Source organism: Verrucomicrobiota bacterium (assembly GCA_027622555.1).
Lineage (GTDB): Bacteria > Verrucomicrobiota > Verrucomicrobiia > Opitutales > UBA2995 > UBA2995.
This window is the reverse complement of sequence record JAQBYJ010000150.1, coordinates 1-10717: the sequence shown is the minus strand read 5'-3', so window position 1 is coordinate 10717 and position 10717 is coordinate 1. Positions and strand designations below refer to the sequence as shown.

The 10717-nt window shown below is 47.1% G+C and carries 12 protein-coding genes and 1 pseudogene; 9 read left to right on the top strand and 4 right to left on the bottom strand.

Annotated elements, in window-relative coordinates; translation table 11 throughout:
- The first annotated feature begins 297 nt into the window (after window positions 1-297).
- Genes O3C43_22805 through O3C43_22790 form a run of 4 tightly spaced genes read left to right on the top strand, consistent with a single transcriptional unit; the run spans window position 298 to window position 2468 of the window.
- Window positions 298-576, top strand: a complete 279-nt coding sequence (locus O3C43_22805) for a hypothetical protein (protein MDA1069319.1) — start codon at window positions 298-300, stop codon at window positions 574-576.
- 4 nt (window positions 577-580) lie between these two features.
- A complete protein-coding gene (locus O3C43_22800; protein MDA1069318.1) occupies window positions 581-1315 on the top strand; it encodes an SDR family oxidoreductase in 735 nt (244 codons plus the stop codon).
- Window positions 1315-2214 (top strand): TIGR01777 family oxidoreductase, encoded by a 900-nt coding sequence (locus tag O3C43_22795; protein ID MDA1069317.1) that lies wholly within the window; start codon window positions 1315-1317, stop codon window positions 2212-2214. The genes O3C43_22800 and O3C43_22795 overlap by 1 nt, the downstream gene beginning before the upstream one ends.
- Window positions 2215-2231: 17 nt before the next feature.
- Window positions 2232-2468, top strand: a complete 237-nt coding sequence (locus O3C43_22790) for a heme-binding protein (protein MDA1069316.1) — start codon at window positions 2232-2234, stop codon at window positions 2466-2468.
- An 18-nt stretch (window positions 2469-2486) separates the two neighbouring features.
- Here O3C43_22790 and O3C43_22785 read toward each other — a convergent pair whose 3' ends face one another.
- Window positions 2487-2888, bottom strand: coding sequence for a hypothetical protein (locus O3C43_22785; protein ID MDA1069315.1), 402 nt, complete (start codon window positions 2886-2888; stop codon window positions 2487-2489).
- Between the two features lie 110 nt (window positions 2889-2998).
- On the opposite strand from O3C43_22785, the gene O3C43_22780 reads away from it, so the two are divergent.
- The 4 genes from O3C43_22780 (at window position 2999) to O3C43_22765 (ending at window position 5313) form a co-directional block, all read left to right on the top strand.
- Complete coding sequence (locus O3C43_22780; GenBank protein MDA1069314.1) at window positions 2999-3379, top strand: hypothetical protein; 381 nt, start codon at window positions 2999-3001, stop codon at window positions 3377-3379.
- A gap of 41 nt (window positions 3380-3420) precedes the next feature.
- Window positions 3421-4026 carry an FMN-binding negative transcriptional regulator gene (locus O3C43_22775; protein MDA1069313.1) on the top strand — a complete coding sequence of 202 codons (606 nt, stop codon included), beginning with the start codon at window positions 3421-3423 and terminating at the stop codon, window positions 4024-4026.
- A gap of 775 nt (window positions 4027-4801) precedes the next feature.
- Entirely contained in the window at window positions 4802-4933 is a 132-nt protein-coding gene (locus tag O3C43_22770; GenBank protein MDA1069312.1) for a hypothetical protein, read from the top strand.
- 17 nt (window positions 4934-4950) lie between these two features.
- Complete coding sequence (locus O3C43_22765; GenBank protein ID MDA1069311.1) at window positions 4951-5313, top strand: DoxX family protein; 363 nt, start codon at window positions 4951-4953, stop codon at window positions 5311-5313.
- 115 nt (window positions 5314-5428) lie between these two features.
- Here the strand turns inward: O3C43_22765 and O3C43_22760 are convergent.
- Window positions 5429-5536 (bottom strand): annotated as a pseudogene (locus O3C43_22760) (CoA transferase subunit A).
- A gap of 64 nt (window positions 5537-5600) precedes the next feature.
- Here O3C43_22760 and O3C43_22755 point away from each other — a divergent pair.
- Complete coding sequence (locus O3C43_22755) at window positions 5601-6389, top strand: helix-turn-helix domain-containing protein (GenBank protein ID MDA1069310.1); 789 nt, start codon at window positions 5601-5603, stop codon at window positions 6387-6389.
- A gap of 145 nt (window positions 6390-6534) precedes the next feature.
- On the opposite strand, the gene O3C43_22750 is transcribed toward O3C43_22755, so the two are convergent.
- Together O3C43_22750 and O3C43_22745 are read right to left on the bottom strand one after the other, a co-directional pair.
- On the bottom strand, window positions 6535-7965 hold the full coding sequence (locus tag O3C43_22750) for a DUF1501 domain-containing protein (protein MDA1069309.1): 1431 nt from the start codon (window positions 7963-7965) through the stop codon (window positions 6535-6537).
- A 1-nt stretch (window position 7966) separates the two neighbouring features.
- Window positions 7967-10717 (bottom strand): DUF1549 domain-containing protein (locus O3C43_22745; GenBank protein ID MDA1069308.1); only part of this gene is annotated, 2751 nt, incomplete at its 5' end.

Here is a 10717-nt window from a genome sequence, read left to right as displayed (position 1 = left end):
CTTTTTAGCGGCGAAGCCGCAGAGGTGGGGGTTTTAGGGGGAGGAGTGAAAATTGAAAGCATAGAGAAGCCATTTGTCTGATTTGGGGGTTAGTGTCAAGCGGCCTTTGCGAATAGAAACGTGATTCATGCTGAAATATACCGGGGAAAGTCAATTTTGCGGAGGATTTCCCGTTTTTTGAGGAGACGCGTACAGGAGGAAGCGAAGCCGGCTTCGGAAGGCTGCTTTACAGGAGGATCGGATCAATCCGTCCAAAAGACTGGCTCGGTATCGTGAGCCCAGGGATCGGGGTCTTCTATGACGAGTAAAAGTCCGATTGATAGGAATTTGCTTTTTAGCGGCGAAGCCGCAGAGGTGGGGGTTGTAGGATCAGGTGGAATCTATGCTGATGGCAGTTTTGGTTTTGATTATCCAAATTGGAATACAATTGAATTATTGGCTAAAATCAACTTTGGCTTTATGGGTTTTGACCAAGCCGAAGTTCTTGGAACTTCGCTTCGTGATCCAGCAACTCAGGCAGAAAGGCTTGAACAAATGAAAGAAAAAATTAACAACATAATCAAAAGTTGGTATTAGAAAAATGCAAAATTATTTAATCATCTCCGCTTCCAGTGATATTGGGTTTTTAACTGCCAAAAATCTCAAAGAGCAAGGCAAAAATATTTTTATTACTACTCGAAATTCTGAAAAATTAGATCAGCTAAAAAGCGAGTTAAATTGTGATGGCACAGTTCTAGACGCTTCTGATTTTGCGGCTGTTGATAATGTTTTTGGCGCTGCCACACAAAGCATGGGAAGCGTTGATGGTGTTGCTAATTTTTCTGGTTCAGTGATTTTAAAACCAGCTCACTTAACTTCTTTTGAAGAATATTTGGCAACTGTAAATGCTAACTTAACCACAGCTTTTGCAGTTGTTCGTTCAGCTGGAAAATATATGAAAAATGGTGGTTCAGTAGTTTTTCTTTCATCTGCGGCAGCAATGCAAGGCGTTGCTAATCATGAAGCAATTGCCGCTGCTAAAGGTGGTGTAATTGCTTTAGCAAAATCAGCTGCAGCAACTTATGCCGCTCAAAATTTACGCTTCAATGTTGTTGCGCCTGGTTTAATTGCAACCAAACTCACCGCTAAAATTACTGGCAATGAAAACGCTCTAAAATTTTCGACCGCAATGCACGCTTTAGGCAGAGTTGGTAAGGCTGAAGATGTGGCACAAATGGTTGAATTTTTGCTTAGCGATAAAGCCAATTTTATTACTGGGCAAATAATTGGTGTTGATGGTGGACTTTCCAATTTACAACCTAAAATCAAAATATAATGAGCTATTTAATCACTGGTGGAACTGGTTTTGTGGGCAAGAAATTGATTGCTAATCTTTTGCAAAATCAACAAAAAATTATTGTTCTAACTCGCAACAAAAACAAAGCAGAAAAATTGTTTGGCAGCAAGGTGAGGGTGGTTGAAAGTTTAGCAGAAATTTCAAATTCCCAAAAAATTAATTACATCATCAACCTAGCTGGTGAGCCAATTGCTGATAAAAGATGGAATGAAAAACAAAAAGAAATTTTGATTAATAGTCGCATTCAAAGCACTCAAAATATTATTGATTTAATTTCCAGATTGGAACACAAACCATCAACTTTAATTAGTGCCTCCGCCATTGGTTTTTATGGCTCACGAGGTGATGAAGAGTTAGATGAAAATTCTTCTGCCGGGCAAGAATTTACCTCCGATCTTTGTCAAAAATGGGAAGAATGCGCCAATCAAGCAAGTGATTTTGGAGTTAGAGTTTGCTTGACTAGATTCGGAATTGTTTTAGGAAAAAATGGTGGCGCATTAGCAAAAATGTTGTCACCATTCAAACTTGGTTTGGGTGGAAAAATTGGCAGTGGCAAACAATTTATGTCGTGGATTGATATTGATGATTTGGTGGCAGCAATTAATTTTTTAGTTGTGAATCAAAACCTAAATGGCATTTTCAACTTTACCGCTCCAAAACCAGTTACCAATCAAGAATTCACCAAAACTCTAGCCAAAATCCTAAACCGTCCAGCGTTTTTTAACATGCCAGCTTTAGCGGTTAAAATTTTGTTTGGTCAAATGGGTGAGGCGTTGCTTTTAAATGGTCAAAAAGTTTTTCCAAAGAGATTATTGGAAGGCGGATTTAAGTTTAATTGTGAGAATTTGGAAGATGTTTTTACCAAAACTAAATATTAACAAACTAATAATAAAATATGAAAATTTTTCCAATTTTAATTTTACTAACTGTTTTAATTCAATCATGTGCCAATATGCCAAAAGAAGGAACTTACAAAGGCTATGAAACGCCAGCTTATAAGGTTGAAAAACAATCTGAAAATATTGAAATTAGAACTTATGATAAAAAATTAGTTGCCGAAGTTGAGGTTGATGGAGATAGAGAAGAGGCGGTTGGAAAAGGTTTATTGATAGGAATTTGCTTTTTAGATTGATTGATAGGAATTTGCTTTTTAGCGGCGCAGCCGCAGAGGTGGGGGTTGTTCATCGATGAGGATGTCTTTGATCAGCCCGCTGCGGCTGGACATCTGCCGATACATTTCAAATGTCTTTTGTTGAAGCAGGTGAACCTTGTTCTTCCGCAGCCGCACCACGAATTGGTTCAAGGCGCTGGCGATCCCGTCACACTCGTTGATGAAGTCCGCCTTTTCCTTGGAGACGTGGTGCTTCTCGTAGAGCTTCTCGATCTCCACCTCGATGTCGTGGATCCGTTTCTCCAGCCCGAGAATGTCCTCCTCAAGCAGGCGGAGTTGCTCCGTCTTTCGGCCGATTTGGGTCGAGCAGCTCTCCATCTCTGACTGGAGCTGTTTAAAAAGATCCCTCTCCGTGTTGGTCAGCGTGCCGCCCTGGGTCACCGGTTGATAGGAATTTGCTTTTTAGCGGCGCAGCCGCAGAGGTGGGGGTTGTTTGCCTGAGAACCCAACGGTATAAATACATCCGCAATTTCCTTGCTGAGCGCCCTCATATGCAGCCTAATCGCTATAAAGATCACAAGAGTATCGTGAAGGCTTTGAGATCCGCCCACGAGGCGGGCACTTTAACTGAAATTCAGGACCGAATCTTCTCACCAACCCGTCCTGAAGAAGAACTCTACGACCTGAAAAAAGATCCGCACGAAATCAACAATCTCGCAAACAACCCTGCCCATCAAAAACAGCTGATAAGATACAGGGAACGTCTGAATAAGTGGATCGTGGATACCGGTGACAAAGGTCCAGAATCCGAAGCCATGTACGACAGTGACATGGCCGAGTACTTAAAGTCTCGAAACGTGGATACGGAGCAAGGAAGAATACTTCAAAGAAACATAGCCACCATGAAACAATGGGCGGCAGAAGGGAAATAAAAGAATCGCTAAGTAGATTCCCGGAAACTCCAGGTTAAGGTATGTACACGCCTCCTGCATTCAAGGTCGATGATCCGGATCTCATCCGGAAATTCATCGCAGAAAACAGTTTTGGGATTCTCGTATCATCGGTCGACGGCAACGCTATTCAAGACACCCACACACCATTCCTGCTGTCAGAAGACGGCAACTATTTACTGGGCCACCTCGCTCGTGCGAACGATCATTGGAAGGCGTGGAAAGCGAATGCGCACACAAAAGTGATCTTCCATGGCCCTCACTGCTACATATCGCCCACCTTCTACAAATCAGATATAAACGTACCCACTTGGAATTACACGGCTGTTTCTATTGATGGTATCATCGAACTTATCGATGATATTGAGGAACAGAAAACATTCATGCACTCTTTGTTACGGGCAAACGAGTCCGCATTCCCTGAACCCTGGTTTCTCGATGAAGAAAACGAACAGTTGATGAAGCTTTTCTCCTCCATTGTATTCTTCAAAATCCGCATATCAAATATCGAAGCGAAGTTCAAATTGAACCAGAACAAATCGGCGAACGATCAGATGGCAGTAAAAGAAAGACTTTCAAATAGCCAATCACCCTTTGATCAGGCTGTAGCAAGACTTATGGACGGCTAGTCCTTGCCATCGCCCATAGCTCGCTCGTCCTGCTCCTCGAGATCGTCCTTATGCTCGATCACCGATTTATCATGTGCCACCTCTCCTTCGAGCGCATCATCTCGTTCACAAAGCCCCCGGATCCGCGCCGGTTTTCCGAAAATGATCAAATGTTCTGAATCTCTAATCTAGTAGCCCCCGCGAGGTACTCCCAGATAATCACCGTCATCACGAATAGGCCCCAACACCAACAGGCCTTCTTCTGGAATATTTAGATCCTTAAGACAACTCCCTTCATCCATGTATTCTCTTCAACCGATACTTCGTTAATCTCAAAATCCCCATAACGGTCATAAGCTGAGAGAGGTCTCAAGGCCCCCATCAGTGCAAGAAACGCATTTAACTTCGTCGGCCCAAATGTTCTGTCCAACGCACGCTCTACACAATTGAATCATATATGAATCTATTATTAATGATTCATTTTAAATCCATTCCTTGCTTTACCTAATAAATGAATCAATTACTACTGCTCATCAGTAATTCATTTAAACTATATCACCCATTTAGATTTTATTCATTATGTCTACCAAAAGTAAATCAAAGCGAAAATCGCTCCTACGGGCGCTCCTTGCGGGATACGGGCTAGCGAAAGCCTTCTTCTTACTGGCAGCATTTCTCTCATTCCTGCTATCTGTGACGCTATGGTTCACAGGCAACCGCGAGGAAGGGCTCTTCGTCGGAGTCTGGGTTCCCTCTATCTGCTCAGCTGGAGCATTAATTTTAGCCGGACGACGTCATGGATGATCAACTAATATTAGTAGCTGGCTGCGTTGTAACCTTCATCTTCCTCGGTGGGGTCTATGGCGTGTTAATCGGGTTATTCAAAAACACATCTCACACCGAAACATCCATCGAAGAGGAAGACTAACCCGCCGACAACGACTCATGGAAATCATCCTTTCGTTACTACAAATACTGGTCGGACTTTTAGTCCTTAACGTGTGGACTCTCCGCCGGGAAAAGCCAACTCCATGGCGCGGGGGCGACGCTGATTCCATGCGCCACGAGTTCCGCAACTACGGGTTGCCACTTTGGTTCATGGAAGTGATCAAGTGGACGAAAATATCTCTGGCACTCCTTTTGGTGGCTGGAGTCTGGATACCAGACATTACAAAAACGACCGCAATCAGCATGGCCCTTCTCATGGCAGGGGCCATTGCCATGCACCTGAAGATCCGAGATCCCTTACCTAAATCCTGCCCAGCTTCGGCCGTGCTTGTAGCCTGCGTAGCGGTAGCTTTTTCCTAAGCCAACCAGTCGCTATTGTTGATAGGAATTTGCTTTTTAGCGGCGCAGCCGCAGAGGTGGGGGTTGTATTGATAGGAATTTGCTTTTTAGCGGCGCAGCCGCAGAGGTGGGGGTTGTGCCCGGCCGCGAAGGGAATCAAGTGGGTGAATCCCTCCAAACACACCGTCGCCCCATTGACAACATGGGTAATGATCGCATCCGGTAATGATTTGAATTCAGGCATTCGTTGTTTGACTTTTGTTCGATTATCGAACATTTGATTGATTTACTCTGAAAGTCAACAATCTATGCAGCACCGAAATCCAGCTTTATTCCGGTCGGGCGACCCGAATTTCATGACATCCCTGGCTCGAGGAATTGAAGTACTTTCTTCCTTTCAAAACAGCGCCACCGGATTGAGGGCATCGACAATCAGCAAGCGTACGGGCTTATCCCGGGCAGTTGTGAGCCGTTGCTTGTACACCCTCTCTGAGCTCGGCTATGTTCAGCAAGCGGAAGACGGCTACTACCTGAAACCGAAGATTCTCTCTTTGAGCCAAACCTACTTTACAGCGAATCCGCTCCTTTCGATCGCCCAGGAGTATCTGGACCGGGTAAAGGAACAGACTGGGGAGTCCTGCTCAATAGCGGTTCTCGACGGCAGCGACGTCGTTTACGTCGCCCGATCTGCAGCCCGGCGGGTTATGACAGTATCCTTAGGGATCGGCAGTCACTTGCCAGCCTATTGCACATCTTTGGGTAGGGTTCTGCTCGCCGATCTTCCGTCCAAGGGACAAAGAGAACTACTGAAAAACACCAAGATGGTCGCTCCGACGAAATATACTGTCACCGACATTAACGAACTCATAAAAATCCTGAAAAGTGTACATCGTCAAAGATACGCGATGATAAATGAGGAGCTGGAGATCGGCCTGCGATCACTGGCAACACCGGTACGAGACCAGAATGGATCTGTCGTCGCAGCTATGAATATTGGCCTTCAAGCGCCGCTGGTCAGCGAAGAGGAAATGCTGGAAAAGATGCTTCCAATATTGAGTGACGCGGCAAACGAACTGAGCTCGCGCATTATCCTTTGATGGATAGCTCCGGGTTCTTGTTCAAGCTCAACGCAGGTATGATTAATTCCAAATGCGAAAACCAAAGAAAAGAAATATCCATTTTCGATCTGTATATCTCTGGATATGAACTTGGAACATCGACCACTTTTTACACCCTTAAACATCAAATCATATCCGACAACAAGTGACCATGCACATCGGTCAGGCGTCGATCGATGCTGTTATTACGCACGGTCAGTTTTTCGTGATCGATACCTAACTGGTGAAGAATCGTGGCATGAATGTCATAGACGGTAGTGTAATTACTCCGATCCTGCGGCTTATACCCCCATTCATCACTCTGACCATAAGTACCAGGCCTTAACCCACCACCACACATCCAGTTGGTGAATACAAAGGGATTGTGATCACGCCCAGCGCTTCCTTGCGAACAAGGCATGCGGCCAAACTCAGTGGTCCAAAGAATGATGGTGTCTTCGAGCATCCCTCGTTGTTTGAGGTCTTTGATGAGTGCCGCCGTGCCATGAGACATACCTAAGGCGAGCGGCTCATGGTCGCGTTTCAGATTTTCATGACTGTCCCAATTGCGACGAGGAAATCCATTGTCGTTGCCACTCCAGATCTGGACAAAACGAACACCTCGTTCGAGTAGCCGACGTGCGACCAAACATTTACGGCCAAAGAATTCGGTTTCGGCTTTGGTGTTGAGAATACTGTCATTTACACCCGGCCCTTCCGGGGCGAGTCCATACATGTCTTTGATGTATTGAGGTTCTTGCGACACATCCAGGGCATCGGTCGCACTCAACTGCATGGCACCGGCTAGCTCGTATGCATTTACCCGCGCCGACAAGCGATTGTCTCCTGGGCGTTCCTCAGCGTGCGCAGTGTTCAATCGCTTAAGTAAATCCAGGCCAGCCTGATCACTCTCTGGTGTAATAAAGGAACTCTCTGGTGAGTGAAGATCGGTAATGGGCGTTTTATTTCCCGGCCGGATAAGGGTTCCTTGATGTTGGGCTGGAAGAAATCCCGTTCCCCAGTTTTTCGCACCATTGGAGGCAAACCCGCGATGATCGGGAAGGACAACAAAGGTTGGTAAATCATCATTCTCGCTTCCCAAGGCGTAAGATACCCAGGAGCCAGCGCTGGGGAATCCCGCGAAATTAAAACCGGTTGTTTGCAGCAAAGTCGCCTGACTATGTACCCCTGTTTTACCAACCAGGTTGTGAATGAAAGTCATATCATCTGCGACCTCGCCAAGCGGAGCGACGATATCGCTAAGCATTTTCCCACTTTGACCATACGGGTTGAAATTCCACGGACTGGCAAAAGTGGCCCCAGGTCGACTCTGAAAAAGCTCGACCGCCTCACCTGGATCCCAGGGCTGACCGTCGCGTTGAGCTAACAGGGGCTTGTAATCAAAGGTGTCCACATGGCTGGTAGCACCGGCCATAAACAACTGTATGACCCGTTTGGCTCGGGGTTTATGGTGGAGAGGCTGAACCAGGCCTGGAGCTCCGAGCAATCCATCGCGGCAAAACATACTTCCAAGGGCCATACTGCCCATCGTTCCAATGAAAGATCTACGGTTCATGTTAGTCCAAATAGGTAAAATCGTTCAGATTAAAGAGGACGCGGGCCAAGCTGGCAGCTCCGTGGGTCTCATAATGCTCGCCAAGCAGTTTTGACTCATTCTGGTTGGGCGGCCGCCCCAGCGCCAAGGCTGTCGCCCGATTGACAAGCGCTTCCGTTGATTTTTCCGGCGCTTCTAAAAGTCGCTCACCAAACCTTTTAGCCATGGCTTCCACCAAAGTATGGTTCCACTGGGTCAGGGCTTGAAGCGCGGAGGTCGACTCATCTCTTACAGCCACACTGATGGAAGGATCTGCACAATCGAGTGTGGTCAACATAGGCTGGGGTTGGGAGCGAACTACAAAACGATAGACGGTTCGTCTATGAGATTTAGGATCATTGGGATCGTGCAGGTGATATTCGTAGTGGGGGGAGTGCTGCGGCTTCTCGATAACAAAGTCATAGAAGCTGGGTCCTCCACGATCCTTCAGGTTAAGCGCCCCTGAAACAGCGAGTAGGGAATCTCGAAATTCCTCTGCGGTAAGCCTACGTCGATCGGCTCGCCACCAAAACTGGTTATCAGAATCAATGGCGGCGTTTTCTGGAACATGCTCACTGGAACGACGGTAAGCTTTACTGCTTACCAGCAAGCGAATCATCGACTTGATCGACTGCTGTGGATCATCACGTAATCGGGTGGCCAGGTAATCCAGTAACTCAGGATGAGTGGGTTCCCTACCCGCTCGTCCAAAATCGTTAGGACTACCAGCCAAAGGTTTTCCCAAGGTCCATTGAACCAGCCGGTTGGCCATGGTTCGCCAGAGTAAGGGATTATCCTTTCGTGTAAGGTATCGAGCCAACTCCGCCCGGGCTTCACCCTCCTTCCATTCTGCTGATTCAAAAAAGCTTTCCGGTGCTCCATCCCACAGAGGCAATGCACCGGGAGTCATTGCTTCTCCAGGCGATTCCAGGTCTCCACGATTCAACAAATGAATGGGCCGTGGTTTTCCATCGGTGGCAAAGAAACGACCCACACTCGCCCAATTGGTATTGGCCGCGTAAACCAGTGATTTGGACTGATAGGCCTTCAACTGCTCCTCCAGCACTTTCAGCTCGGCTGTAACTTCTTTCCTTCGAGCCTCAATTTGAGGTGATCGGATCTCCGCTGTGATACGGTCACGTTCCACTTCGAGTGCTCGCAATTCCTCAAACACACTCGGGTCAAAATCGCCTCTAAAAAACACATCATCCACCAGATTCTCAGGATTCCAATGTTCGCCCTCTTCAAAACTATCTGAGGAGGTGACCATTGTATTAAATGCAAAATTTTTCTCAGCAAACGAATCCACTGCCTGCAATTCCCCCAATGCAAACAGATGACCAGCCGACTCTTCTTTCAGCCGTGTGACTGCGACCCGAATGTATCGTATGGCGGGAGGGCCGACATCAACGGCTATCGTTTCCGTTCCCGGATTGGGTTGATCCTCCTGTGACGCATCCATGAGCAGGCGCACGTTTTCTTCAAACGCAGGATCATCCGAAGCTTCTACACGATACTGCAGCGGGAACCCGTATCCCTTTTCACTTTTTCCGTCAAAAGCCGGAATGAGAAAAATCTGCGTGACAGAAGTCCCCTTTCCAAGGTCAACCTGAACCCAGGTATCCGAATCTGCATTGGATTTTACACCCGAGCGATAACCCAGGCGCGGGTTATTTCCGGTTCCGTAAGTCTCTTTGATTTCGCGGATCCGTCGTTTGATTCCGGATACACGAGCGGTAAGCTCACGCTCCACGTCGTCATTGATATAGTAATGCTCGCGCTTGAGTCGATTGATCTGGGTCAAGAGTTGATTGCGCTCTATCGTCTGTTCCGGGGTCAACCCCTCAAAGATACGATCGGAACGATCCACCGCAGCAAATACCGCATGCAGACGATAGTAGTCTTCCATCTTAATAGGATCGAACTTGTGATGGTGACACTGGGCACACTGCACGGTGGTGCTCTGAAACACATTGAAGACTGCGGACACCATTTCATCCCGGTCGTGATGCTTGGCAATACGACCGTCCAATTTGTCCTCACCCACTTCATAATGACCCACGTGATCCCAGGGACCCGCAGCGAGGAAACCTAGCCCAATGATTCCATCGGAGTCGCCGGGAAAAAGCACATCGCCCGCGACCTGTTCCTGGACGAAACGACCATAGGGTTTATCCTCGTTGAAACTGCGAATGACATAGTCCCGGTAAGGCCATGCGTTGAGGCGGAGCTTATCTTTATCGTATCCATGTGTCTCGGCAAAACGAGCCAGATCCAACCAATGCTGAGCCCACTTTTCGCCAAACTCAGGTGAATCAAGATAGAGATCGATCAAAGACTGCCAGATTTCATCATGCGTCTTGACTGACTTCGAAGACTCATAATCAACCACAAATCGCTCCACTTCTTCCGGGACCGGTGGCAATCCTGTCAGGTCGTAGCTAAGCCGACGGATCAATGCACGAGGATCTGCTTCACCTACCGGTGTGAGTTTCTTCTCCAGCAGTTGTTGATCAATAAACGCATCCAGAGGGTGATCGGTTCGCTTTCCGGGGACGCTCGTTTTCTGAATCGGTTTCAATGACCACCAATTGAGATCTCGCGGCGGATCGTCCTTGAGTACCCGCTCTTCGGGCCACGGAGCTCCGGTGTTGATCCAATCGAAGACAAGATCCACTTCATTCTCACTCAGTGGATCTCCCCCATCAGGCATAGCGGGAACCAGTCCAGAAAT

What these genes read in the sequence shown, in the direction of transcription:
- O3C43_22755 (MDA1069310.1), top strand. Translation starts at nt 5,601, where the DNA reads ATGCAGCACCGAAATCCAGCTTTATTCCGGTCGGGCGACCCGAATTTC.
- O3C43_22795 (MDA1069317.1), top strand. Translation starts at nt 1,315, where the DNA reads ATGAGCTATTTAATCACTGGTGGAACTGGTTTTGTGGGCAAGAAATTG.
- O3C43_22780 (MDA1069314.1), top strand. Translation starts at nt 2,999, where the DNA reads ATGCAGCCTAATCGCTATAAAGATCACAAGAGTATCGTGAAGGCTTTG.
- O3C43_22770 (MDA1069312.1), top strand. Translation starts at nt 4,802, where the DNA reads ATGGATGATCAACTAATATTAGTAGCTGGCTGCGTTGTAACCTTCATC.
- O3C43_22750 (MDA1069309.1), bottom strand. Translation starts at nt 7,965, where the DNA reads ATGAACCGTAGATCTTTCATTGGAACGATGGGCAGTATGGCCCTTGGA.
- O3C43_22765 (MDA1069311.1), top strand. Translation starts at nt 4,951, where the DNA reads ATGGAAATCATCCTTTCGTTACTACAAATACTGGTCGGACTTTTAGTC.
- O3C43_22775 (MDA1069313.1), top strand. Translation starts at nt 3,421, where the DNA reads ATGTACACGCCTCCTGCATTCAAGGTCGATGATCCGGATCTCATCCGG.
- O3C43_22805 (MDA1069319.1), top strand. Translation starts at nt 298, where the DNA reads ATGACGAGTAAAAGTCCGATTGATAGGAATTTGCTTTTTAGCGGCGAA.
- O3C43_22800 (MDA1069318.1), top strand. Translation starts at nt 581, where the DNA reads ATGCAAAATTATTTAATCATCTCCGCTTCCAGTGATATTGGGTTTTTA.
- O3C43_22790 (MDA1069316.1), top strand. Translation starts at nt 2,232, where the DNA reads ATGAAAATTTTTCCAATTTTAATTTTACTAACTGTTTTAATTCAATCA.